Source organism: Prescottella equi (assembly GCF_002094305.1).
Lineage (GTDB): Bacteria > Actinomycetota > Actinomycetes > Mycobacteriales > Mycobacteriaceae > Prescottella > Prescottella equi.
Window position 1 is genome coordinate 1 of sequence record NZ_LWTX01000016.1, and the last position, 22,895, is coordinate 22,895.

The following is a 22,895-nucleotide window of genomic DNA, read 5'->3' on the forward strand; positions in this document are numbered from 1 at the left end:
CGCGCGATTAGCTCAGCGGGAGAGCGCTTCCCTGACACGGAAGAGGTCACTGGTTCAATCCCAGTATCGCGCACCAAGTTTCGAGGCAGTATGCTGCTGACAGACTTGAGTGAAACAACATGCGGATGTAGCGCAGCTGGTAGCGCATCACCTTGCCAAGGTGAGGGTCGCGGGTTCGAATCCCGTCATCCGCTCCAAGATCGGCCTCGTGCCGGTCCGGAGACTCCGATCCTTCGGAGTGTTCGATCAAGACCCGCGCGATTAGCTCAGCGGGAGAGCGCTTCCCTGACACGGAAGAGGTCACTGGTTCAATCCCAGTATCGCGCACCACCCGAAAAGAGGCACCTCGCGACGAGGTGCCTCTTTTCGTATCCGGGTCCCGGATGCCGGTTGAGTCCGACTCGAACATGAGGAATCCCTCAGGTATCGTCGAACGTGCCATCCCCCGATGGTGCGGAGCCCCAGCCATGACCCCCCATCCACGGCTGGGGCTCGTTCACACTCGAAACACCTTCGGGCGTCAGGCGCCCTTCCGCGCCGCCAGCATCGACTGGAACCAGCGGTACGAATCCTTCGGCGTCCGCGCCAGTGTGTCGTAGTCCACGTGCACCAGGCCGAACCGCTCGCGGTATCCGGCGGCCCACTCGAAGTTGTCGAGGATCGACCATACGAAATAGCCGCGGACGTCGACCCCGGCGTCCATCGCTGCGCGGACCGCGGTGAGATGGTCGGCGTGATAGGCGATGCGGCGCTCGTCCCGGACGCGGCCCGCCGCGTCCGGGTCCGGATCGTGGAACGAGCATCCACTCTCGGTGATGTACACGGGAGGAAGGGCCGCGCCGAACCGGTCCCGGAAGATGGTCAGGATCTCCGTGAGCCCTTCGGGGACGATCGGCCAGCCGAAATCGGTTCGCGGGTAACCGTCGAGTGCGACCGGCGCGAACGGCATGCCCGGCGGCAGGTCCACCTCGAGCACGCCCTCGGAGCCTTCGCCCTCGCGCGGGGCGGCGATCAGTGTCGGCTCGTAGTAATTGATCCCGAACCAGTCCAGCGGTTGCGCGATGACCGCGAGGTCGTCGTCGACCGGTCCGGTGAGCAGCGCGGCGAGTTCGTCCGCGGGGTACTTGCCGAGAAGCACCGGGTCGGCGAACGTCCAGTTGACGATGTGGTCGTAGACGTCCGCCGCCTCGACGTCCGCATCGGCGTCGGTCGCGGCGTGCACCGGCGCATGATTCGATGCGATCCCGATGTTCGTGCAGCCTGCGGAGCGGAGCGCCTGCACCGACAATCCGTGTCCGAGCAGTTGGTGGTGCGCGGCCTGCAGTGCCCCGAATCCGAGTTCGAGTCCCGGTGCGTGAACCCCGAGCGCGTGCCCGTAGAGGGTGTGGACCACGGGTTCGTTGAGCGGCATCCACATTCCCACCCGGTCGCCGAGCCGCGCCCCCACCACCGCCGCGTACTCAGCGAGCCGATGCGCGGTCTCCCGGTTCAGCCAGCCGCCGTCGTCCTGCAGCGCCTGCGGGAGATCCCAGTGGAACAGAGTGACCGCCGGAGTGATGCCGGCAGTGCACAACTCGTCGATCAGGCGGTCGTAGAAGTCGAGTCCGGCCACGTTGACAGCACCCTTGCCGTGGGGCTGGATCCGCGGCCACGCCACCGACAATCGGTACGAGTCCACGCCGAGGTCACGCATGAGCGAGACGTCCTCGCGGTACCGGTGATAGTGGTCGATCGCGACGTCGCCGGTTTCACCTCGGACGATTTTCCCGGGGATCGAACAGAACTCGTCCCAGATCGACCGGCCTCTGCCGTCCTCGGCGACCGCCCCCTCGACCTGATAGGCCGCCGCCGCGACACCGAAAACGAAGTCGTGGGGGAACTCTGGAATCGAATGCTCTGCCGCCATGATGAGCAGTGAAGCAGAGAACGCCACGAAACGGAGCTGATTGTTGGACACTCGTTCAGTGATTCGAAACACGAAAACCCTTAGTGGTGCGCGCGTCTCGACGGCTGTCGCGTTCGGCTTACAGGGGTTCCTGCTGGCGGTGCTCCTCACCCAGCTTCCACAGTTCAAGGACGATCTCGGATTCAGCGACTCCCTTGTCGCTGCCACCGTCGTCGGAATTTCGATCGTCGCCGGTGTGGGCAGTGTCCTCGCCGAACAACTCGCGAAGGCCACGTCGAGCCGGACCACGCTGCGCACCGGGTTGTTCGTCATCGCGGTCGGCGCGGCTGTCATCGCGCTCGCGACGTCGACGCCGGCATTCCTCGCCGCGTTCGCGTTGTACGGGATCGGGCTGGGCATCGTCGACGCGGCCGCAAACATGCAGGCGGTGTCGATCCAGCACGCCTACGGCCGGGTGATCCTCTCGTCGTTCCATGCCTCGTGGAGTGTCGGTGCGATCATCGGCGCCGGCTATGTCGCAGCGTGCTCGGCGCTCGACCTGTCGGTCGAGTTGTCGGTTCTGGTCGCGGCGGCCGCGGTGGCGGCGCTCTGCGCGGGGATCGGGCCGCGCCTGCTGCGCACCGGGCACGAGCGCGCTGCGACGTCGGTGACCGCTCCACTGACGGTGCCGCTGCGCCCGTTCCTCGCGCTCGGCGTCGCCATGATGCTCTTCTATGCCATCGACTTCGGCATCGGCACCTACTCGCCGCTGTACCTCAAGGAGGTCCTGCTCTCCGACGCCGGGACGGCGGCCCTCGCTATGGGCGCCTACCAGGTGACCGCGCTGATCTCGCGTCTCACGGGCGACCACTGGGTGCGCCGGTTCGGTGAGATCGCGGTCGTCCGGGTCGGTGCCGCGATCAGTGTGGCGGGTCTGCTCATCGCGGTCCTGGCACCCTCCCCCGTGGTCGCCATCGCCGGATTCTTCATCGTCGGCCTCGGCGCCCCCGTGATCGCTCCGCTCAGCTTCAGTGCTGCGGGGCGGCTGGCGCCACCGGATCAGACCGACGCCGTGATCGCACGGATCAACCTGTTCAACTACGCGGGCACGGTGATCGCCGGTGGTGTAATCGGCGGCATCGCGGCGCTGTCCGACCTCCGGATCGGATTCGTCGCTCCTCTGCTGTTCGCGGTGGTGTTGTTCCTGCTCGCGCCCGCTTTCGCGCCCACCCGGGCACGATCCGGGGACGCCGAGAGCGAGTCCGCTCCCACCGGCGCGTGACCGGGGCCGTCCCGGAAAGTGGTGTACTTACCGGGACGGACCCGACGTACGCGAGGTGAGGCTGTGACGATTTCCGTGGACCGTGCCGGACTGTGGGACGCCGAGGCACTCGCCGACGTCGCCGCGGTGACCTTCCCGCTCGCGTGCCCCCCGCACGCCACCAAGGAAGACATTGCCGCTTTCATCGACGAGGTGCTCTCCGCCGAGAAGTTCAGCGAGTACCTGACCGATCCGACGCGCACGGTGCTCAAGGCGACCACGGGCGGGGAAATCGTCGGCTACGTGATGCTGGTCGACGGAACACCCGAGGACGACGACATCCGGGCCGCGCTGTCGCTGCTCCCGACGACGGAGATCAGCAAGCTGTACGTGCTGCCGGACCGGCACGGATCGGGTGTGTCGGCGGCACTGATGGACGCCGCGGTCGATCATGCCCGCAACGCGAACTGCGCCGGCGTGTGGCTCGGCGTCAACCAGGAGAACGAGCGGGCGCAGCGGTTCTACGTCAAGAACGGCTTCGAGAAGGTCGGAACCAAGACGTTTCGGGTGGGCGCCCAGACCCACCACGACTTCGTGATGCAGCGCAGCCTCTGAACGGCGCACTGCATCACGAAGGTTCGTTCTAGGCGGCGACCTCGAAACGCGAGAGCGCGAGCAGACGCGAGGTCGCGCGCAGGTACTTCTTGCGGTAGCCGCCGGCGACCATCTCGGGCGTGAAGATCTCGTCGAGCTTGGCGCCGGACACCGTCACCGGGATGCTCGCGTCGTACAGACGGTCCGCGAGGACCACCAGGCGCAGCGCGACGGACTGGTCGGCGGCCGGGTGCACTCCCTTGATGAACACCGCGGGCACGCCCTCGACGAGCTTGCCGTAACGCGACGGGTGCAGCGTACTGAGGTGCGCGCACAGCTCGTCGAAGTCGTCGAGCGTGGCGCCCTCGATCGCGTCCGCGCGCTCGAGCAGGTCGGCATCGTCGGTCGGCTCGGGGGCCGGCGGCAGGTCGCGGTGCCGGTAGTCCGGGCCGTCGACGCGGATCGTCTCGAAGATCGAGCCGAGCTTCTTGATCTCACGCAGGAAGTCCTGCGCGGCGAAGCGGCCCTCGCCGAGCTGTCCCGGAAGGGTGTTCGACGTCGCGACGATGGAGACGCCGCGCGCGGACAGCTCGGTGAGCAGCCGCGAGACCAGCATCGTGTCGCCCGGATCGTCGAGCTCGAACTCGTCGATGCACAGCACGCTGTGCGAGGACAGTTCCTCGACCGCGCGGTTGAACCCGAGCGCGCCGACGACGTGCGTCAGCTCGACGAACGTTCCGAACGCCTTGGGCGACGGCGAGCTGTGGAAGATCGACGCGAGCAGGTGGGTCTTGCCGACGCCGAACCCGCCGTCGAGGTACAGACCGGCACCGGTGGACGGCGCCTTCTTACCGAACAGCCCACGGCGTCCGCCGCCGCGGATCTTGGCGACCTTGCCGGCGAATTCCTCGGCCTTGCGGACCGCGGCGGCCTGGCTCGGCTCCTTCGGATCCGGGATGTAGGACGCGAAACTGACGTCGTCGAACATCGCCGGCGGCACCATTTGAGCAACCAATTGATCGGCCGGCACCACCGGATTGCGATCGACAAGACGTGCATGCATGCACTGAGCGTATCGACGTGCTGTGATCGAACACGTGCACCGTCTGGATTTTGCGACCTACCTCACACGGGACGAAGGCAACGCCGGGCAGCCGGCGCAGCTGAGCGACGACCACCTCCGTTCACTGTACGGATACCCGGACCGACTCGACAGACCGTGGATCCGCACCAATTTCGTGTCGAGCATCGACGGTGCCGTGACTGTCGACGGCGTCAGCGCCGGACTCGGAACCCCCGCCGACAAGCGCGTCTTCGCGGTGCTGCGCGAGCTCGCGGACGTCGTCGTGGTCGGCGCCGGGACGGTGCGCAGCGAGAACTACGGCGGCGCCCGCACCGATGCCGACTCGGCCGCGCGCCGGGAGCGATCGGGTCTGGCCGCGGTCCCCCCTATCGCGGTGGTCACCGCCAGTGCCCGGCTGGATCCGGCGTCGAGGCTGTTCACCGACACCACCGTCCCGCCGCTGGTCCTGACCTCCGCGGCCGCGGACGCCTCACGCGTGCAGCGCCTGCGGGACGCCGGGGCCGACGTCGAGATCGTCGCGGAACGGGAGATCGGCGGAACGGATGTCGTGGCCGCACTGGGCCTTCGCGGGCTGCGCCGGGTCCTGTGCGAGGGCGGGCCCGGCCTGTTCGGAACCCTGATCGCGGACGGCGTCGTCGACGAGCTGTGCCTGACGACGTCGCCGGTCCTGGTCAGCGGGGCCGCCGGCCGGATCGCGCACTCGTCCATCGCGTCGCCCACCGCGATGTCGCGCGCGCACGTGCTGGCCGACGACGACGGCACGCTGCTGACCCGATGGGTGCGGGCGTGAGAGATCGCCGACCTGGCAGGCTGTCCGGCATGCGGAGAATCGGGATCGTCGCGATCGTCCTGGCCGTGTGCACCGCGTGCGGGGCTGGACCGTCCATCCGCCCGGACGTCGCCGTTGTCGAACGCGACAGCGGGTCGGCTCCGACAACCGCTTCGACGACGGACGCGCCGCCTCTCGCGGCACCGACCCGCGATCTGGCGTGGTCCGACTGCACCGAGGCCACTCTCACACGCCTCGGGCTCGGGGCTGCCCCGGCCGGGCTGGTGCTCGAATGCGGCAGCTACACCGCACCTGTCGACGCCAACGGCCCGGCGTCCGGCTCGATCGAGGTCGGTGCACTACGTGCCCGCCTCGCCGCGACGCCCGCCGACGCCGCACCGCTCGTTCTGACCTCGGGCTCCGACGTCGCGTCGGCGACGACGCTCGCCGCACTCGCGGCCGGTCCCGCATCCACGCTGCTCGAGCGCCATCCGATCGTCGCGGTGGACCGGCGCGGCACCGGGTCCTCGACTCCGATCGACTGTGGGCGCACCTTCGATCGCCGGGCGCTCGCCGACCTCGGGCAGTCTGCCGGCGTCCCCGCGGACGCGGACCGAATCGCGGAGGCGAGTCGTCAGGCCACCACGGCCTGCACCGACACGTTGCAGCCCGCGGAACTCGCGTTCGACACCGTGCACGCCGCCGAGGACCTCGAGCAGCTCCGCCGTACCTGGCAGGTGGACCGGCTGGGGCTGATCGGCACCGGGAACGGGGCGTCGATCGCGTTGGCGTACGCCGCGCGCTACCCCGAGCGGACCGGGCGTCTCGCGCTCGACTCCCCACCCGCAACGACGGCGGATGCGCCCACGGTCGCGGAGCAGCGCGTACAGGGGCAGGAAGCCGCGCTCGCGGCGTTCGCACGCCGCTGCGCCCTCCTGAACTGCTCGCTCGGCCCCGACCCGACCGCGGCCGTGATCGGGCTGCGGGACAAGGCTGCCGCCGGTGATCTGGGGACGGTGTCGGCGAGCGCGTTGCTCGCGACCGTCGCGGCGTTCCTCGGCTCGCCGCGCAGCGATCAACCGGACCGGGTGCGAGAGCTGGCCGACGTCCTCAGCGCCGCGGGACGCGGCGACGTGGCTCCGTTGTCGGGCCTGGTGGCGTCGACGGAGGCCGCGATCGACACCGACGGCCAATTCGTCGCCAGGTGCAGCGACGGCCAGCAGTGGCCCGGGCCCGGCCGTGCCCGCGAACTGCAGACCGAGTGGGGAGCTCGCTACCCCACCTTCGGATCCGACGCGGCCCTCGGACTGTTGCGCTGTTCGGCGTGGCCGACGATGCCGCCACCGGCACTCCCGAGCAGCATCCCGGTCCCGGTGCTGGTGCTGTCCGGCGCCGCGGACCCGGTTGTCGGTGATGCCGGTCTTCCGACCGTGACCGGCTCGCTCACGAGCGCGGGCGCGAAGTGGTCCGGACTCACGTGGGAGGGCTACGGCCACCCGGTGACGACGCACTCCGAGTGCGCACGCCAATTCCTCTCGCGCTACCTCGAATCGGGCGTCCTTCCCCCGAACGCGGGTGTGTGCCCGGCGTGAGCGTGCGGGGTGGCCGACCCCGACAATCACGGCGGCGGTGTACCGTGCCGTAGTGTTCCTTCGACGATTCGAGCCGCGTACGGGCCGCACCACCGCCGAGGTCATCAATTTCGTCATGTGGCCGCTGGCCGTCATGACCGTGATCCACCGGATAGTCGTGAAGGCTGTCAATGGTTCGATCACCGACGACTACGCGCCGGTCTACAACGCAGCGTTGGCGTTCCTCAATCGTCAGGACGTCTACACCGCCAACTTCAACTCGGTGGATCCGCACTATCTGTACCCACCGAGCGGCACCATGCTGCTGGCGCCCATCGCGATTCTCGATCCCGAAAAGTCCCGCTGGCTGTTCATCCTGGCCAACGCGATCGCCGTGATCATCGCGCTGTTCGTGCTGTTGAAGATGTTCGACCTCGCATGGAACTCGATCGCGGCGCCGATCCTCATCTTCGCGGCCTTCTCCACGGAGACCGTGTCGAACACCCTGATCTTCTCGAACATCAACGGCCTGATCCTGCTCGCCGAGGTGGCCTTCCTGGCGCTGCTGCTGCGCCGCCGTGACCTGTGGGCCGGGACAGCGATCGGTCTGACCTTCGCGATCAAGCCGATCCTCGCGCCTCTGCTGCTACTGCCGCTGGTGCGAGGCCAATGGAAGGTGTTCGTCACCGCAGTCGGTATCCCCCTGGTCCTCATGGCGGTGGCCTGGCCACTGGCCGCGGACCCGATGGCCTTCATCGACCACACGTTCCCGTACCTGATGGAGTCGCGCGACTACTTCAACAGCGCGATCGTCGGCAACGGCACCTACTTCGGCCTCCCTGTCGCCATGATCTGGGCGCTGCGGATCGCGTTCGCGGCGATGGGCGCGGTGTCGCTGTGGCTGCTCTACCGCTACTACCGCCACGACGAGCTGTTCTTCGTCACCACGACGGCCGGCCTGTTGATGGTGGGCTCGTTCCTGCTGCTGTCGCTGGGGCAGATGTACTACTCGATGCTGCTGTTCCCGCTGCTGATGACCGTGGTGCTTCGCAACAGCGTGATGCGGAACTGGCCGGCGTGGCTGGCCGCCTACGGGTTCCTCAGCGCCGACACCTGGTTCTCGAGTCGGTTCGTCGAGGAAGGCCGGGCCGTCGAGTACCTCAAGCCCACGTACGGCTGGAGCCTGCTGCTCATCGTGATCTTCTGCGTCCTGGTCAATCGCTACCTCACCGCGAAGCGCGAGGGTCGCCTCGACAAGGGAATCGACCCCGACTTCCTGGTCGAAACCGACGGCCGCGCCGACTCGACGGTGCCCGCGAAGGTCTGAGTCGCCGGGCCGGACGTATTAGCGTGGTGGCATGAGTTCCACACAGGATTCCGGCCTGCCCGAACCGAAGTTCCGTCGCAACGACGGAGAGTGGCGTGCGCAACTCACGCCCGAGGAGTACCGCGTGCTTCGTCAGGCGGGCACCGAACCGCCGCACGTCGGCGAGTACACCGACACCAAGACCGAGGGCGTCTACAACTGTCGCGCGTGCGGAGCAGAGCTGTTCCGCAGCACCGAGAAGTTCGACTCGCACTGCGGCTGGCCTTCGTTCTTCGACCCGGCCGACTCGGACGCAGTGATCCTGCGTGCCGACGACTCACTCGGCATGCACCGCGTCGAGGTGCTGTGCAGCAACTGCCACAGCCACCTCGGTCACGTCTTCGAGGGCGAGGGTTACCCCACCCCCACCGACCAGCGGTACTGCATCAACAGCATCTCGCTCACGCTGCAGCCGACCGAGCCGAACGGTTAGTCTCCCGCGCGAACATTGACGCCCCGCGCGCGCTACTGCGCGCGCGGGGCGTCGTTCTGCGCGCGGAATCACCATCCTCACAACACGGTCGCGATTCAGTAACTTGCTCACCAAGATAGTGCTAGCTTGCTCTACATGAGTCCGTCGGTCGAACGCCGCAGCCTGATCCTGCGGGGAGTGCTCGACCTCTGCCTGCTCTCGCTGCTCCGGGAACAGCCCGTCTACGGATACGAACTCACCGAACGACTGGCCGAGCGAGATTTGCTGGTCGCGGGAGGTTCCTCGTACCCACTCCTCGCGCGCCTCGAGAAGGCCGGGCTTGTCGAATCCGAGAGCCGCAGATCGGAATCGGGGCCACCGCGGAAGTACTACTCGCTGACGGCGCTCGGACAGAGCGCCCTCGAGGAAGGCACTTCCGAATGGTCGTCGGTGGCCAGAAGCGTCACCGCGCTGTTGACGCCGACCGCGGAAACCACATCAGGGGAGGAAACAGCATGAGCGAGAACAGCTTGGAGCACACGGAAGTACCACAGGACACTGCTCGGTCGACGCTTCGCGAAGCTGAACGCATCTGGCGCCGCGCTGCGGTGCGCCCCTCGGACCGCCGTGCACTGCTCGCGGAGCTGTCGGACGAACTCGCCGCGGCCGGCGCGGACGGTCTGACCCCCAGCGCAATAGTGGGTGACGATTCCGAAGACACGTTGCGGGCGTGGGCTGACGAGCGGGGACTCTCCGGCCGTGCCCTGCGACTGGGCATCGTCGTCCCGGTCGGCCTCCTGGGCGTCGCCGGCGGCTTCGCGCTACTGCTGCCGATCCTCGTCATCGGCTTCTCGCCGGATACCGTCACGATCGAGCCCATGGAACTCATTTTCGGGCTGTACGCGATGACTGGACTGCTCGCGTACCTGCTCGCAGTCACGGGCACGTTCGCGGCTCTGCGCCAAGCCGGAGACCCCCGCTCGGGAAGCACCGCCCGGTGGCTTGCTGCCACCCTGCCCGCCGGCGCCGCGGTGGCGACCGCAGTGGGCGTCGGGGTCGCGCGCATTCTCGGTTTCACTACCGAACCGGAGACCTTCGTCGCAGTCATCGCGGCCGTCTGCGTGGTACTCGCCGCGACGGCTGCCGTGGCCCGCTACCTGGCCACACGCCCCCGAGCGGCGAGCGAGTTCAGCACCGCGGCAGCCTGATCCGCACCGTCGACGGTGACCGTGAACTTGGAGCCGTCGCCGCGGGTGACGCGCAGCGCCTCGCCGGGGCGCACGAGGAGCCCGACGCCGTCGGGGCCGACCCGGTAGCCGATGCCGCCGTACCGGTTGATCAACCCGATGTGCACGGTGTCGGCGCGAGCGATCTCGTCGAGCGGAATCCGGCGGCGGCCTCCGGTGAGGACATAGCGCGTCTCGAGCCCGCGGTCGTCGACCACGACATGCACCGGTGCGAGGGTCAGGCCCATCAGGAGCGCACCGACGACCGCCGCGATCAGCAGCATCGGCACCGCGCTCTCGGATGTCGCCCAGACGACGGACACGACGATGACGAGCGGCACCAAGGCGAGCACGACGGCCAGCCAGCGCGGCATCGTCGCCGTCCCCGTCCACACCACCTTCTCGGTGTCCGCCAGATCGAGGCGGGACGCATCCGCGGGCGGCACCGCCGCAGCCGACGCCGATGGGGGCCGACCGACCAGTACCGTCCCGACGAAGGCCGCGACGACGCCCACCAGGGCGGCGACCGCGAGCCACCCTCCGCCGAAGGACGCGGCAGTCGCGTCGTCCAATCCCCGCTGCCCGGCGAGGAGTCCGGCCGGGAGAATCGCGACGGCGGCGCCCACTCCCGAGGCGGTCGCGGCACCCATGCGAGCAGCCCGGACGTCCCGCCGGGTGAGCAGGAGGAGGATGCCGCCGAGGATCACCGCGAAGGCGAGCCCGAGCAGCGGCGACCACAGCGCCGCCGCACGGGACGCGAAGCCGTCAGCGTCTCCACCGGGCCCGAAGTGGACCGCCACCGGGTCGGGCAGATCGTCCGACCAGCCGGCCAGCACGCCCACGGCCGTCGCGGTCGCCACGACAGGCGCGAGCAATGCACCCGAAAGACCGCGAACCCACGAAACCTTCTGCGCCTGAATCGAGTCGGTCATGCCATCTCCTTCTTCACCAGATCCAGCAGGTCGGCTGCACTCATTCCGTGACGCTGCGCCTCCGTGACCAGCCCGCGCACCGCGTCCAGCAGCCGACTCCGGGCCGGCGCTTCCGCGGCCACCACGGCGCCGCGTCCGCGCCGCAGTTCGATCAGTCCCTCGTCGCGTAACTGTTGATATCCGCGGAGCACAGTGTGGACGTTCACGTCCAGCGACGCCGCGAGATCGCGGGCTGCGGGCAGCCGCTCCCCCGCCGCGACGGAACCGTCGGCGATCGCGCCGCGCACACACGCGGCGAACTGCTCGTACAGCGGTACGGCGGACGACTGATCGATACGGATGAGCACACACTCACCATATTGTTCTAGTTCAAATAGAACAAGTCAGAGTGGTGGTTCGAATGCCTTGATCGGCGGAAGCGCGCCGTCGAAACGCTCCACCTCGACGAGCACGTGCTGCCCGGTACACCCGTGGGCCAGGCGCGAGCTGCCCACGTCGGCGGTGAGGACGTTGGGGTTGCCGTGCACGCACATCGAGTTCGGATCGGACGGATCCAGCGGGTCGTACCAGGCGCCGGTGGACAACTGCACCACTCCGCGCCGGACGCCGTCGTCGAGCACGACACCGGCGAGACAGGCTCCGCGGTCGTTGAACACGCGGACCACCTCCCCCGCCGCGAGCCCACGGTCCGCGGCGTCCGCCGGGTGCAGCCGTATCGGCTCGCGGCCCCGGATCTTCGACGCCTGGCTGGTGCCGCCGTGGTCGAGTTGCCCGTGCAGGCGGGTCCGCGGCTGGTTCGCGATGAGGTGCAACGGGAACCGCTGCGCGCGTGGCCCGCCCAACCACTCGTCGGGCTCGAACCAGCGCGGGTGGCCGGCGCAGTCGTCGTAGCCGAAACCGTCGATGTCGGCGGAGAAGATCTCGATCCGCCCGCTCGGGGTGGTGAGCGGGTTGCGCTCCGGGTCGTCGCGGAAATCGGAGAACAGCGAAAGCCCGTCCTCGGTGCGCATCCGCACGAACCCACGACGCCAGAACTCGTCGAACGCAGGCGCCTCCACGTGCGCCGGGTCCGTGAGCACGAAGCCACGCCACTGCTCGTACAGATGCTCGATCCACTGCTGCGCGGTGCGGCCCTCGGTGAACCGCTCACCGAAGCCCAGTCGATGCGCGAGCGCCGCGAACGTGTCGTAGTCGTCGCGGGCATCGGCGTACCGGGGCGCCGCCGCGTGCATCGCGACCAGCAGCGGATCGTTGCGGGTGCAGGCGAGATCGTTGCGTTCGAGCGACGTGGTCGACGGGACCACGATGTCGGCGTGCCGGGCCATCGGCGTCCAGTACGGCTCGTGTACGACGATCGTGTCCGGTCGCGCGAGCGCACGGCGCAACCGAGCGAGGTCCTGGTGATGGTGGAACGGATTGCCGCCGGCCCAGTACACGAGGCGGGTGTCCGGGAAGGTGAGGCGTCGGCCGTCGAAGTCGAACTCCTCCCCCGGGCGCAGCAGCAGGTCCGCGATCGCCGCCACCGGGATGAGATCCGAGACCGGGTTGCTGCCCTGGAACAGCGTCGGCAGCGGATACGGGACCGGGGCGAGTCCGGGCTCGTTCATGGACCCGTAGCCGTGCCCGAAGCCGCCTCCGGGAAGACCGATCTGGCCGAGCATCGCGGCGAGCGTGACCCCCATCCACGGGGCCTGCTCGCCATACCGGACCCGCTGGAGCGACCACGTCACGGTGACCATCGTCCGGCCCGCGGCCATCCGGCGGGCCAGCGCGACAATCTGTTCGGCGGGCATCCCCGACAGCGCCGACGCCCACTCCGGCGTCTTGGCGACGCCATCGTCGATCCCGAGCAGGTAGCTCTCGAACCGCTCGTAACCCACGCAGTAGCGGTCGAGGAAGTCCTTGTCGTGCAGGCCCTCCGACGCCAGCACGTGTGCGAGGCCGAGCATGATCGCGACGTCGGATCCGGGGATGGGCGCGATCCATTCGCACCGGCCGTGCAGATCGTCGCGCAGTGGGCTGATCGAGACCACCTCACCGCCGCGATCCCGCAACCGGTCGAGGGCACCGCGGGTCGGATGTTCGCTGGTGCCACCGCCGTTGACGGCCGTGTTCTTGAGCGGCACGCCACCGAAGCACACCATCAGATCGGTGTTGGCGGCGATGACGTCCCAATTGGTGGAGCGGGCGAACAGCTTCCAGTGCGTGCCCACCACGCGCGGCATGATGACGCCGGTCGCACCGAGGGAATAGGTGTGTACCGAGCGGGTGTAGCCACCGAGCATGTTGAGGAACCGGTGCACCTGGCTCTGCGCGTGGTGGAAACGGCCGGCGCTGGCCCAGCCGTAGGAACCGCCGAAGATCGCCCGGTTGCCGTGCCGGTCGACGATGCGACGCAATTCGCGCGCCAGCAGTTCCGTCAGCTCGTCCCACGACACGGCCACGAACTCGTCGGCGCCGCGGACCTCGGACGGGCCGGGACCCGACTCGAGCCAGCCCCGCCGAACCGCCGGCCCGGTGATGCGGGCGCGGTGCCGCACCGACCCGGGCAGGTTACCCAGTATCGGGGACGGATCGGCGTCGCCCGCATACGGGTGCACGGCGCTCACGTCGCCGTCCGCGGACTCGACATCGAACATGCCCCAGTGCGCCATGTGCTGGTACCGCGCCGCCGAACTCACGGGCCTCAGTATGTCAGCGGCAACCAGGGCACGAGGAAGACGCCGTACTTCGTCGTGCGCCACCACACCGCCCCGAATGCGAGAACACCCCGCACCTGTCCGGTGCGGGGTGTTTACGTAGTGGGATCAGGGCAGCGAGTTGACCAACTGCTCGACGCTGACGCGTGGACCCGTGAAGAACGGGGTCTCCTCGCGCACGTGCATGCGGGCCTCGGTGGCGCGCAGGTCGCGCATGAGGTCGACGATGCGGTCCAGCTTCGGGGCCTCGAACGCGAGGATCCACTCGTAGTCGCCGAGCGCGAACGCCGGGATCGTGTTTGCGCGGACGTCGGGGTAGGTGCGGCCGGCCATGCCGTGATCGGCGAGCATCTTGCGGCGGTCGGCGTCGGGCAGCAGGTACCACTCGTAGGAACGAACGAACGGGTACACGCAGATGTAGTCGCCCGGCTCCTCGCCCGCGATGAACGCCGGGACGTGGCTCTTGTTGAACTCGGCGGGACGGTGCAGCGCGACGTTGGACCACACCGGATCGCTGGACTGCCCCAGGTCGGTGGTGCGGCGGAAGTCGGCGTACAGCTTCTGCAGGTCCTCGAGACGCTCCGCGTGCGTCCAGATCATGTAGTCGGCGTCGGCGCGGACGCCCGCGACGTCGTAGATGCCGCGCACGACGGTCTCGGTGTCCTCGTAGGACGCGAAGAAGTCCTGCGCGTTCTTCACCGCGGCGGCGCGGTCCTCACCGAGGACACCCGGCTGAACCTGGAAGACCGAGAACATCGCGTAGCGAAGGGTGGAATTGAGCTTGTCGAAATCGAGGCGTGCCATGGCCTCATCCTGCCACTCGTGCCGCGAGCCGTGTCGCGGCCGTCGTCGCCGACGCGACGCACGCCGGAACCCCGACCCCGTACAGGTAGGCGCCCGCGACCTCGACTCCGTCGATGTCGGCCGCGGCGGTCTCGATCGCGGCGACCCGGTCCAGGTGCCCGGGCGCGAGCTGCGGCAGCCCGCTGTGCCAGCGGGCGACGACCGCATCCACCGGTTCGGTCGAGACCCCTGTCACCGTCTCGAGGTCGGCGCGGGCCATCGCGACGAGCTGCTCGTCGCTGCTGTCGACGACGGCGGCGTCCCCGAACCTGCCGTACGACGCGCGCACCAGCGTGACCTCCCGCTCGGCCAGGTGCGGCCATTTGCGGCTCGACAGGGTGAAGGCCTTGGCGCCCAACGACTCCCCCGTCGCGACCAGGATTCCGGAGTTCTCGGGGACCCCGGTGTCGTCCGGCAGCGCCAGCGCGACGACCGCGGACGATGCGAGCTCGATACCGCGCGCCGCCTCGGCGAGCGCGGGCGCCGAGGCGCCGACGAGACGAACCATGTCGGGCGCGGGCAGCGCGAGCACCACACCGTCCACGTGGCCGACCGGGTCGAGCCACCAGCCGTCGCCGTCCCGGCGCAGGCCGGTCACGGACGCGTCGAGGACGGTGTGCGGCCGGGCCGCGTCGCGCAGCGCGTCGAGCAGGGTGCCGTAGCCGTCGCGCAGGGTCCCGAACACCGGGCCTGGCGACGGTGTCGGCAGAGCAGCCGCCACGGCGGCCGAGAGGCTCGTCGCCCCGGCGTCGAGCGCAGCGGCGAGAGCCGGCAGCGCGGCCCGAACACCGATCGAGTCGGCCAGTCCCGAGTAGACCCCACCGAGCAACGGGTCCACGGATCGGCGCACCACCTGCTCACCGAACCGGCTCCCGACGAGCGACGCGACATCGACGTCGGCGGACCGATCCCAATCGAACGGCATCGTCGGCTCGGCCGCGATGCGCGCGACGGTGTCGGCATCGACGAGCCCGGCCACGGACTGCGCGGTCGACGGGATGCCCATGAGCGTGCGGGTGGGCAGCGGATGCAACGCACCCTCCGACCAGATCAGCGGCTGGCGACCCGCGGGATGGACCAGCTGGTCCTCGATGCCGAGCTCGACGATCAGCTCGGTCACCTCGGGCCGGCGGGCGATGAACGCTTCCGCGCCGACGTCGACGGGGCCGTCACCGAGAGACTCTGTTCGCAGCTTGCCGCCGAGCCGTGATCCCGCCTCCAGAACGGTGATCTCGGCGTCGGGGCCGAGTTGCTGCCGCAACCGGTAGGCCGCGACGAGACCGGTGACGCCGCCACCGACGACCGCAACCGAGACTCGCCCTCCGGTCACAGCGAATGCACCAGCTCCACCACATCGGTCAGGACTGCCGGATCGGTGTCCGGCAGCACCCCGTGACCGAGGTTGAAGATGTGTCCGGTCGCGCCGGCGGCGAGCGCGGCGTCCGCCTCGCGGCAGATGCGCCGAACTTCCCTCTCGACCGCGTCCCAGCCGGCGAACAACACCGCGGGGTCCAGGTTGCCCTGCAGCGCCTTGCCCGGTCCGACGCGGCGTGCGGCCACATCGAGCGGGATGCGCCAGTCGACGCCGACGACGTCGGCACCGGCCTCACCCATCGCGCCCAGCAACTCGCCCGTGCCGACACCGAAGTGGATGCGCGGCACGTGCGCGGACTCGACCTCGGCGAACACCCGCTCGGAGTGCGGCAGCACGAACTCGCGGTACTCGGCCAGCGAGAGAGCGCCCGCCCAGGAATCGAAGAGCTGGACCGCGTCGACGCCGGCGTGCAACTGGGCCTGCAGGAACGCGATGGTGACGTCGGTGATGCGGCCGAGCAGCGCGTGCCACGTCTTGGGATCGGCGTGCATGAGCGCCTTGGTGCGCTCGTGGTTACGGCTGGGACCACCCTCGACGAGGTACGACGCGAGCGTGAACGGCGCGCCGGCGAAGCCGATCAGCGCCGTCTCGCCGAGCTCGGCGGTGAGCAGCCGGACGGCCTGCGCAACCGCGCCCACCTCGTCGGGCACCAACCTCGGCAGGGCGGCGACGTCGGCGACCGTCCGCACGGGATTCGCGACGACGGGACCGACACCGGCGACGATGTCGAGGTCGATACCGGCCGCCTTGAGCGGAACGACGATGTCGGAGAACAGGATTGCCGCGTCGACCTTGTGCCGGCGGACCGGCTGCATGGTGATCTCGCAGACCAGCTCCGGATCGAAGCAGGACTCGAGCATCCCGATTCCTGCCCGGATCTCCCGGTACTCGGGCAACGAGCGTCCGGCCTGACGCATGAACCACACGGGTCGATGCTTCACCGGACGGCCCGTGGCCGCCGCCAACAACGGTGCGTCGTCGAGAACCCGCCTGGCGGGGTACTCGGCGCGCCCGGTCATCCCTGCATTCGTATCTTCCAAGCCGCTCATCGGGGTCCATGCTGCCATGACCCGGCGCCGGGGCAGAATCGGCGCGCCTCCACCGTGCTACCAGGTGAGCCGTCTAACGTCCGCTGGTGTGACGACCCCGGGATTACCCAACGAGCCCGCCCAGTTCCGCGCCGCCGTCGACGCGATGAATTCGGCCGTGGTTCGCCCGGAGATCGAGCTCGGCCCGATCCGCCCCCCGCAGCGCCTCGCCCCGTACAGCTACGCGATCGGCGCCGAGGTGCGACACGACGACGGCGAGGCGATCGGCGAGCACCCGGTGTTCTCCGAGGGGGATGCCTTCGGGCGGCTGATCCTGCTCCACGACCCCGACGGTGACGAGGCGTGGAACGGCACGATGCGCCTGGTCGCGTACATCCAGGCCGACGTCGAACCCGCGTTGGCCGCGGACCCGCTACTGCCCGAGGTGGCCTGGAGTTGGCTGGTCGACGCGCTCGACGAGAAGGCGGACGAGATCGTCGCCTTGGGCGGGACGGTGACCGCGACCAGTTCGGTTCGGTACGGAGACATCGCCGGTCCGCCGCGGGCCCACCAGTTGGAGTTGCGTGCGTCCTGGACGGCCACCTCGACACAGCTGGCCTCCCACGTCGAAGCGTTCTGCGACGTCCTCGCGTATGCGGCGGGCCTGCCTCCCGCCGGAGTCACCAAGCTCGGCAAGCGGAGTCGTTAACCCGCGTCCTCGCGCACGTGCCCGCCCTCCCCGCGCTGCGCCGCCCGCGCCCACCCGAGGAAGTCGGCAACACCCTGCACGACCGCAGCGCTCCGGATCGACGGGAAGATATCGAACGCGTGCTGCGCCCCTCGCAGCTCCGCATACGCGACGGGATTGCGCGACACCTCGCGCAGCCGGCGGACGAACTCCCGCGCCTCGGCGACCGGGATGAACGAGTCGCTCACACCGTGCACGACGAAGAACGGCGGGGCGTCCGGCCGCAGGTGAGCGAGCGGTGACGCGGCCTCGTAGTCCTCCGGGAACCGCGCCTTCTTGCCCAGCACCATCGGCATGAGACCGGACTCGACACGCAGCCGCGTCGCTTTGATCCCGGTCTCGCCGGTGAAGTCGTAGACGCCGTAGTGCGGGGCGCACGCCTGGATGGAGGTGTCGGCATCCTCGAATCCCGGTTGCAATCCCGGCTCGTTGGCGGTCAACGCCAGCATCGCTGCCAGATGCCCGCCGGCGGAGCCGCCCGTCACGGCCACGAATCCCGGGTCGCCCCCATAGCTCGACACGTTGTCCCGTAACCACGCCACCGCCTGCTTGACGGCGACGAGGTGCGCGGGCCACACCGCCCTGGGCGACAGCGGATAGTTGACCGCCGCACACACCCACCCGCGCGAGGCCATCTCCAACATGAGGGGGACGCCTTGATGGTCCTTGCTGCCGATCACCCATCCGCCGCCGTGGACCTGGAGCAACACCGGCGCGTCCGTGGGAATGTCCCGACGGTGGTAGACGTCGATCCGGAAGCGTCGGCCACCCGGCGCGTACGCCAGGTTGCGCACCCTGACCACGTCGTCACGCCGCATCCGGAACGGCAGCGCCAGCTGTCGCCACGGCACCCCGACGGGCGGCACCGATTCGCCCGCGGCGGAGCGATAGTCGGAACCGAGCGCCGAGGTGAGCGCAGCCTCGACCTCCACACGGGCGCCCCGCCCGGCCGCGATCACGGCCGCCAGGCCCGCGGTGGACAGTCCGGCGGCCGCGAGTCCCACCACGTCGGCCTTGGTGCGCACCCCGCGACGCGCCACGTGGATCGCGGAATCGACGACGGCAGCCGCGAGCAACTGCGGAGCAAGCTCTGCGGTGAGCCAGCCGGCGAGAAAGGTGGGCACCGACAGCGGCATGCCCGGAATCGGACGAAGCGCATTCGCCGCGAGTCCGGCGTTTGCAACCTGCCGCAACAGGAACCTGTTACTGATGCTCATAAACCCCATTCAACCATGACCTTTGTCACAACGCACCCGTGAAACTGGAACAGGTTCTACCGTTGAATGCATGGAGAGACTCAGTGGAATGGACGCCAGCTTCCTCTACCTCGAAACCCCGACGCAGATGCTGCACGTGTGCGGACTCATCATTCTGGACGGGTCCACCGTGCCGGGTGGCTATTCTTTCGCGAAACTGCGCGACGAACTCGCGATTCGCGTGAAGGCGATGCCCAGCTTCAAGCGTCGGCTCGCGGACAGCCGCTTCAACCTGGACCATCCGGTGTGGGTCGACGACACGGACTTCGACATCGACCGGCACTTCCACCGGATCGCCGTGCCCGCACCCGGAGGCCGCGACGAGCTGTCCGAGCTGTGCAGTTCGATCGCCAGCCAGCCCATGGACCGTTCCCGGCCGCTGTGGGAGATGTTCGTCATCGAGGGCCTCGAGGACGGGTCCGTCGCCGTCATGTCGAAGATGCACCACGCCAACGTCGACGGCGTGACGGGCTCCAATCTGATGTCCCAGCTGTGCGGCCTCGAGCCGGACGCGCCCCGCCCCGACTTCGATCAGCTCCCCGAGGGCGCCGGCCGCGCGAGCTCGCTCGACATCGCCGTGGGCGGGCTGATGTCGTTCGCGTCCCGCCCCCTCAAGATGGTGAAGCTGCTGCCGGAGAGCGTCACCCTGCTGCCCCGCTGGATCGGCCGGGCCCGCAAGGGCGAGGCGATGCCGACACCGTTCACCGCGCCCCGCACCTCGTTCAACGGCGCGATCACCGGCCGACGGACACTCGCCTACCAGGAGTTGAGCCTCGACGACGTGAAGCTCGTGAAGAACACCTTCGGAGTGAAGGTCAACGACGTCGTGCTGACGCTGTGCGCGGGGGCGCTCCGCAAGTACCTCGAGGACCGCAACGAACTTCCCGACACCTCGCTCGTCGCGACGGTGCCGGTCTCGGTGCACGACAAGTCCGACCGCCCGGGCACCAACCAGATCTCGGTGATGTTCACCCAGCTCGGCACCGAGATCGCCGACCCGGTCGAGCGGCTGCACTTCATCGCCGAGCACAACGAGATCAACAAGAACCATCACGCCGAGTCGCTGGGCGCCACGTTGCTGCAGGACTGGGCGCAGTTCGCCGCGCCGGCCACGTTCGGCAGCGCGATGCGCGTGTACTCCAAGCTGAAGCTGGCCGAGCGACACCCCGTCGTGCACAACCTCGTCGTGTCGAACGTGCCCGGTCCGCCGATGCCGCTCTACTTCCTGGGCGCTCGCATCAAGCAGATGTACCCGCTCGGACCGGTGTTCCACGGCGCCGGCCTGAACGTCACCGTGATGTCACTCGAGGGGCGGCTCGACGTGGGTCTCGTCTCGTGCAAGGAGCTCGCACCTCGGCTGTGGGACCTCGCGGACGCCTTCCCCGAGGCCTTGGCCGAACTGGTCAGCGCCGCACGCGCGCAAGCACCGAAGAAGAAGCAGCCAGCAGCCCCTCGGTGAACGGACCCGCGTTCATGACGCAGGACGAATGACCGCAGTCCACCTCGTACGTCGCGGCGCCGGCGATCTGGCGGGCGAGCCAGCGCTGGCGCCGCGGCGGGATGATCAGGTCTTTGGTGGGCACCACGACGGCGGTCGGGACGTCGATGTCGCCCACCCAGGCCGTGGAGTCGAACTTGCCGATCTCGGCGGTCGCCCGGCCGATGGCGCCGTAGCTCGTCTCCCGGAACTGGGAGTACGCCCACACTCGATCACCACCGAACCTCGGCCCGCCGACGGGCACCGGGCCGGGGCGTGGTTTGAGGGCGCCCAGCCCGTAGCTCAGGGACTCGAGTGCGACCCGTTCACGCGAGTTGCGCTTGAAATGCGCGGCGCCCGCGCACAACACGAGACCGGCGACGCGATCGCGGTGCCGCTTCCACATCAGCTGCGAGACAAGCGAACCCATCGAGTACCCGACCGGGACGACGCGATCCAGCGCGAGCACGTCCGCCAGTGCCGCGACGTCGTCGGCGCAGTCCTCGAGGGTGAACCGCTCGGATCGGATGCCTCGGCCGTGCCACCGCTGGTCGAGCACCACCACCCGCGCCTTCTCGGCGAGCTTCGCGATCGCGGGGTACCACGTCAGCGTGCCGGTGCACGCGAGCGCGTGCAGGAGAACGAGCGTCGGCGAGTCCGCGTCCCGTTCGGTGGTCCCGGTGTCGATCACGTACGTGCTGCCACGACCCGGTAACTCGACCATCGATCCCACCGGCATCTCGCCGACGGGCGCGACGGCGGCCGCAAGATTGACCATCGAACTACCTCTCGATTCGGAAAAACTGAAACTTGTTCTACCTCATGGTCGGGGGCGCTGCCGGGCAATCCGGCATTCCGACCGAAGCTTCCTCCGGCCGGGAGGCGGGTCCACCGGCACAATCAGCCCGCAGTAGTGGTCTTGGTCACACGTCCAGCTTTGCGTCGAAATCCCGTCGGACACGCGTCCGCCGACGTGGAAATCGTTCCTGCCCACGTAGAGTTCTGGCCTATGCCAGACAGCACCGAGCCCACCACACCCGTGCCCCTGCTGGTTCCGGCCGACGGTGTGCCACCGGTGATCGAGACCGCTGCCGGGGTCCGCGACGCGGCCGAACGTCTCGCGGCCGGCACGGGCCCGCTGGCCGTCGACGCCGAGCGCGCCTCCGGCTTCCGTTACTCGTCGCGCGCCTACCTCGTGCAGCTGCGGCGGGCGGGGGCCGGATCGTTCCTGCTCGACCCGATTCCGACCGCGGAGGACCTCGAACCGCTGCGCGACGCGATCAACGGCCTCGAATGGGTTCTGCACTCCGCCGACCAGGACCTGCCGTGCCTGGCCGAACTCGGCCTCGAACCGGCCGCCCTGTTCGACACCGAACTGGCCGGACGCCTGGCCGGTTTCGAGCGCGTCGGACTGGCCGCGATCGTCGAACGCACCCTGGGCCTCGAACTTCGCAAGGGCCACGGCGCCGCCGACTGGTCGACCCGCCCACTGCCCGATGCGTGGCTCAATTACGCGGCCCTCGACGTCGAGGTACTCCTGGAACTGCGGGAGGCGATGGCGACGGAACTCGCCGCACAGGGCAAGACTGAATGGGCCGCACAGGAATTCGAGCATGTCCGGCTGGCCGGACCGCCTCAACCCAAGCCGGACCGCTGGCGCCGGACGTCACAGATCCACAGCCTCAAGAGCCCGCGCCAGCTCGCCGCGGTCCGGGAACTGTGGACCACCCGCGACGAGATCGCGCGCAAACGCGACATCTCCCCCAGCCGCATCCTGCCGGACTCGGCAATCGTCACCGCCGCGAGCGCCGACCCCAAGAGCATCGACACACTGCGGGCCTTGCCGGTGTTCGGCGGGCCCCGCCAGCGCAGGTCGTCACGCATCTGGCTGGGCGCGCTCGAGCGTGCTCGCGCCCTGCCCCAGAACGAACTGCCCCCGGTCAACCAGCCGTTCACCGGACCGCCGCCACCGAGTCGCTGGGCCAAGCGCGATCCCGACGCCGCGGCGCGACTGGCCACGGCGAAGACCGGGATCGCCGAACTGAGCGAACGCGTTGGGGTACCCGTCGAGAACCTGCTGAGCCCGGACCTCGTTCGCCGGGTCTGCTGGGAGCCGCCGGCCACCCCCACGACGCCGGACGCCGAAGCCGCGGCCGCCGTCGACGCCGCGCTCGCGGCGGGCGGCGCCCGCCCGTGGCAGCGCGATCTGATGGTGCCGATCCTGGTCGAGGCCCTCCGCGCACAGGCCTGACCAGCACATACGGGCCGCCCACCGCCCCGTATGTTACTGGCGGGTAATTAGCGCTACAGTGGTGCGTGTCGGGTCATTGCACCCGCCGTGACCGCATCGTTCCCGCCAGGAGGAATCC

General features: G+C 69.1%; 21 protein-coding genes and 3 tRNA genes. 14 read left to right on the forward strand and 10 right to left on the reverse strand.

The annotated features are described in order from the left end of the window. Nucleotide 1: 1 nt before the first annotated feature. The 3 genes from A6I89_RS23405 to A6I89_RS23415 all read left to right on the forward strand — a co-directional run bounded on the left by A6I89_RS23405 (nt 2) and on the right by A6I89_RS23415 (nt 330). Nucleotides 2-76: transfer RNA gene (locus A6I89_RS23405), tRNA-Val, on the forward strand. Nucleotides 77-121: 45 nt separating this feature from the next. Next, nucleotides 122-197 (forward strand) — tRNA-Gly (locus tag A6I89_RS23410). A 58-nt stretch (nt 198-255) separates the two neighbouring features. Then, nucleotides 256-330 (forward strand) — tRNA-Val (locus A6I89_RS23415). A gap of 190 nt (nt 331-520) precedes the next feature. Here the strand turns inward: A6I89_RS23415 and A6I89_RS23420 are convergent. Then, nucleotides 521-1,957 carry a GH1 family beta-glucosidase gene (locus A6I89_RS23420; protein ID WP_022595601.1) on the reverse strand — a complete coding sequence of 479 codons (1,437 nt, stop codon included), beginning with the start codon at nt 1,955-1,957 and terminating at the stop codon, nt 521-523. Between the two features lie 7 nt (nt 1,958-1,964). Between A6I89_RS23420 and A6I89_RS23425 the strand changes: the two genes are divergently transcribed. Next, nucleotides 1,965-3,167: an MFS transporter gene (locus A6I89_RS23425; RefSeq protein WP_044990903.1), complete on the forward strand. Its 1,203-nt coding sequence runs from the start codon at nt 1,965-1,967 to the stop codon at nt 3,165-3,167. A 63-nt stretch (nt 3,168-3,230) separates the two neighbouring features. Next, entirely contained in the window at nt 3,231-3,761 is a 531-nt protein-coding gene (locus A6I89_RS23430; protein ID WP_013415844.1) for a GNAT family N-acetyltransferase, read from the forward strand. A gap of 28 nt (nt 3,762-3,789) precedes the next feature. Here the strand turns inward: A6I89_RS23430 and zapE are convergent, their stop codons facing one another. Further along, nucleotides 3,790-4,803, reverse strand: coding sequence for a cell division protein ZapE (gene zapE, locus A6I89_RS23435; protein ID WP_013415843.1), 1,014 nt, complete (start codon nt 4,801-4,803; stop codon nt 3,790-3,792). A gap of 22 nt (nt 4,804-4,825) precedes the next feature. On the opposite strand from zapE, the gene A6I89_RS23440 reads away from it, so the two are divergent. From A6I89_RS23440 to A6I89_RS23465, 6 genes are all read left to right on the forward strand, one after another. After that, entirely contained in the window at nt 4,826-5,614 is a 789-nt protein-coding gene (locus tag A6I89_RS23440; RefSeq protein WP_022595596.1) for a pyrimidine reductase family protein, read from the forward strand. A gap of 29 nt (nt 5,615-5,643) precedes the next feature. Continuing rightward, nucleotides 5,644-7,185 carry an alpha/beta hydrolase gene (locus A6I89_RS23445; protein ID WP_013415842.1) on the forward strand — a complete coding sequence of 514 codons (1,542 nt, stop codon included), beginning with the start codon at nt 5,644-5,646 and terminating at the stop codon, nt 7,183-7,185. A 52-nt stretch (nt 7,186-7,237) separates the two neighbouring features. Further along, complete coding sequence (locus tag A6I89_RS23450) at nt 7,238-8,491, forward strand: glycosyltransferase family 87 protein (protein WP_005513564.1); 1,254 nt, start codon at nt 7,238-7,240, stop codon at nt 8,489-8,491. A 31-nt stretch (nt 8,492-8,522) separates the two neighbouring features. After that, nucleotides 8,523-8,963, forward strand: coding sequence for a peptide-methionine (R)-S-oxide reductase MsrB (msrB, locus tag A6I89_RS23455; protein ID WP_005513566.1), 441 nt, complete (start codon nt 8,523-8,525; stop codon nt 8,961-8,963). A 135-nt stretch (nt 8,964-9,098) separates the two neighbouring features. Beyond that, complete coding sequence (locus tag A6I89_RS23460) at nt 9,099-9,461, forward strand: PadR family transcriptional regulator (protein WP_022595593.1); 363 nt, start codon at nt 9,099-9,101, stop codon at nt 9,459-9,461. Then, on the forward strand, nt 9,458-10,150 hold the full coding sequence (locus A6I89_RS23465) for a hypothetical protein (protein WP_005513570.1): 693 nt from the start codon (nt 9,458-9,460) through the stop codon (nt 10,148-10,150). Before A6I89_RS23460 ends, A6I89_RS23465 begins: the two co-directional genes overlap by 4 nt. On the opposite strand, the gene A6I89_RS23470 is transcribed toward A6I89_RS23465, so the two are convergent. The 6 genes from A6I89_RS23470 to hemE all read right to left on the reverse strand — a co-directional run bounded on the left by A6I89_RS23470 (nt 10,096) and on the right by hemE (nt 17,036). Beyond that, the gene (locus tag A6I89_RS23470; protein WP_013415839.1) at nt 10,096-11,100 is read right to left on the reverse strand and encodes a DUF1648 domain-containing protein; all 1,005 of its coding nucleotides are present in this window, start codon (nt 11,098-11,100) and stop codon (nt 10,096-10,098) included. The two genes, A6I89_RS23465 and A6I89_RS23470, sit on opposite strands and share 55 nt — an antisense overlap. Continuing rightward, nucleotides 11,097-11,447 (reverse strand): GntR family transcriptional regulator, encoded by a 351-nt coding sequence (locus A6I89_RS23475; RefSeq protein ID WP_013415838.1) that lies wholly within the window; start codon nt 11,445-11,447, stop codon nt 11,097-11,099. The genes A6I89_RS23470 and A6I89_RS23475 overlap by 4 nt, the downstream gene beginning before the upstream one ends. A gap of 36 nt (nt 11,448-11,483) precedes the next feature. After that, a complete protein-coding gene (locus tag A6I89_RS23480) occupies nt 11,484-13,754 on the reverse strand; it encodes a molybdopterin-dependent oxidoreductase (RefSeq protein WP_022595591.1) in 2,271 nt (756 codons plus the stop codon). Nucleotides 13,755-13,907: 153 nt separating this feature from the next. Beyond that, nucleotides 13,908-14,603: a hydrogen peroxide-dependent heme synthase gene (hemQ, locus tag A6I89_RS23485; protein WP_005513577.1), complete on the reverse strand. Its 696-nt coding sequence runs from the start codon at nt 14,601-14,603 to the stop codon at nt 13,908-13,910. 4 nt (nt 14,604-14,607) lie between these two features. Next, nucleotides 14,608-15,972, reverse strand: coding sequence for a protoporphyrinogen oxidase (locus tag A6I89_RS23490; RefSeq protein WP_022595589.1), 1,365 nt, complete (start codon nt 15,970-15,972; stop codon nt 14,608-14,610). Next, nucleotides 15,969-17,036, reverse strand: coding sequence for a uroporphyrinogen decarboxylase (gene hemE, locus A6I89_RS23495; RefSeq protein WP_013415835.1), 1,068 nt, complete (start codon nt 17,034-17,036; stop codon nt 15,969-15,971). Before hemE ends, A6I89_RS23490 begins: the two co-directional genes overlap by 4 nt. 118 nt (nt 17,037-17,154) lie before the next feature. Here hemE and A6I89_RS23500 point away from each other — a divergent pair, with 118 nt between their 5' ends. Next, the gene (locus A6I89_RS23500) at nt 17,155-17,754 is read left to right on the forward strand and encodes a DUF3000 domain-containing protein (protein WP_005513582.1); all 600 of its coding nucleotides are present in this window, start codon (nt 17,155-17,157) and stop codon (nt 17,752-17,754) included. On the opposite strand, the gene A6I89_RS23505 is transcribed toward A6I89_RS23500, so the two are convergent. Next, nucleotides 17,751-19,010: an alpha/beta hydrolase gene (locus A6I89_RS23505; RefSeq protein ID WP_022595587.1), complete on the reverse strand. Its 1,260-nt coding sequence runs from the start codon at nt 19,008-19,010 to the stop codon at nt 17,751-17,753. The two genes, A6I89_RS23500 and A6I89_RS23505, sit on opposite strands and share 4 nt — an antisense overlap. Nucleotides 19,011-19,080: 70 nt before the next feature. Between A6I89_RS23505 and A6I89_RS23510 the strand changes: the two genes are divergently transcribed. Then, nucleotides 19,081-20,508: a WS/DGAT/MGAT family O-acyltransferase gene (locus tag A6I89_RS23510; protein WP_037084328.1), complete on the forward strand. Its 1,428-nt coding sequence runs from the start codon at nt 19,081-19,083 to the stop codon at nt 20,506-20,508. Here A6I89_RS23510 and A6I89_RS23515 read toward each other — a convergent pair. Next, nucleotides 20,453-21,304, reverse strand: coding sequence for an alpha/beta fold hydrolase (locus A6I89_RS23515; RefSeq protein ID WP_005513585.1), 852 nt, complete (start codon nt 21,302-21,304; stop codon nt 20,453-20,455). The genes A6I89_RS23510 and A6I89_RS23515 overlap by 56 nt on opposite strands. Nucleotides 21,305-21,535: 231 nt before the next feature. Between A6I89_RS23515 and A6I89_RS23520 the strand changes: the two genes are divergently transcribed. After that, a complete protein-coding gene (locus A6I89_RS23520) occupies nt 21,536-22,777 on the forward strand; it encodes an HRDC domain-containing protein (protein ID WP_022595585.1) in 1,242 nt (413 codons plus the stop codon). The last annotated feature ends 118 nt before the right edge of the window (nt 22,778-22,895 follow it).

Excerpts from the sequence above, each read along its gene's own strand:
- hemE (WP_013415835.1), bottom strand. The coding sequence starts at position 17,036 with ATGACCGGGCGCGCCGAGTACCCCGCCAGGCGGGTTCTCGACGACGCA.
- A6I89_RS23505 (WP_022595587.1), bottom strand. The coding sequence starts at position 19,010 with ATGAGCATCAGTAACAGGTTCCTGTTGCGGCAGGTTGCAAACGCCGGA.
- msrB (WP_005513566.1), top strand. The coding sequence starts at position 8,523 with ATGAGTTCCACACAGGATTCCGGCCTGCCCGAACCGAAGTTCCGTCGC.
- A6I89_RS23465 (WP_005513570.1), top strand. The coding sequence starts at position 9,458 with ATGAGCGAGAACAGCTTGGAGCACACGGAAGTACCACAGGACACTGCT.
- hemQ (WP_005513577.1), bottom strand. The coding sequence starts at position 14,603 with ATGGCACGCCTCGATTTCGACAAGCTCAATTCCACCCTTCGCTACGCG.
- A6I89_RS23470 (WP_013415839.1), bottom strand. The coding sequence starts at position 11,100 with ATGACCGACTCGATTCAGGCGCAGAAGGTTTCGTGGGTTCGCGGTCTT.
- A6I89_RS23510 (WP_037084328.1), top strand. The coding sequence starts at position 19,081 with ATGGAGAGACTCAGTGGAATGGACGCCAGCTTCCTCTACCTCGAAACC.
- A6I89_RS23480 (WP_022595591.1), bottom strand. The coding sequence starts at position 13,754 with ATGGCGCACTGGGGCATGTTCGATGTCGAGTCCGCGGACGGCGACGTG.
- A6I89_RS23515 (WP_005513585.1), bottom strand. The coding sequence starts at position 21,304 with ATGGTCAATCTTGCGGCCGCCGTCGCGCCCGTCGGCGAGATGCCGGTG.
- A6I89_RS23520 (WP_022595585.1), top strand. The coding sequence starts at position 21,536 with ATGCCAGACAGCACCGAGCCCACCACACCCGTGCCCCTGCTGGTTCCG.
- A6I89_RS23445 (WP_013415842.1), top strand. The coding sequence starts at position 5,644 with ATGCGGAGAATCGGGATCGTCGCGATCGTCCTGGCCGTGTGCACCGCG.
- zapE (WP_013415843.1), bottom strand. The coding sequence starts at position 4,803 with ATGCATGCACGTCTTGTCGATCGCAATCCGGTGGTGCCGGCCGATCAA.
- A6I89_RS23460 (WP_022595593.1), top strand. The coding sequence starts at position 9,099 with ATGAGTCCGTCGGTCGAACGCCGCAGCCTGATCCTGCGGGGAGTGCTC.